Genomic DNA, 272 nt, shown 5'->3' with positions numbered 1-272 from the left:
CGCGGCCTACAACCTGCCCTTCGCGTTGCGGCTGTCCGGCCGTTTGGATGTGGCGGCGCTTGAGGCCGCGTTGGGGGACGTCGCTGACCGGCACGAGAGTCTGCGCACGGTGTTCCCGGATGTGGAGGGGGTGCCGTATCAGGAGATCCGTGAGGATGCCGATGGCCGTCCGGAGTTGGTTGTGGTCGATGCCGGTGAGGGCTGGCGTGCGCTCATGCAGGAGGAGGCCGGCCGGGGCTTTGACGTTCGGGTTGAGTTGCCGTGGCGGACGG

The 272-nt window shown here is 68.4% G+C and carries 1 protein-coding gene; it reads left to right on the top strand.

From position 1 onward, the window contains the following. Nucleotides 1–272, top strand: a 272-nt coding sequence (locus tag LQ326_RS47585; protein ID WP_234545435.1) for a condensation domain-containing protein, incomplete at both ends; no start/stop codon positions are given.

Origin of the sequence: Streptomyces shenzhenensis (genome assembly GCF_021462265.1) — a bacterium.
Classification (GTDB): Bacteria; Actinomycetota; Actinomycetes; order Streptomycetales; family Streptomycetaceae; genus Streptomyces; species Streptomyces shenzhenensis.
This window is presented reverse-complemented; position numbering and strand designations above follow the sequence as displayed.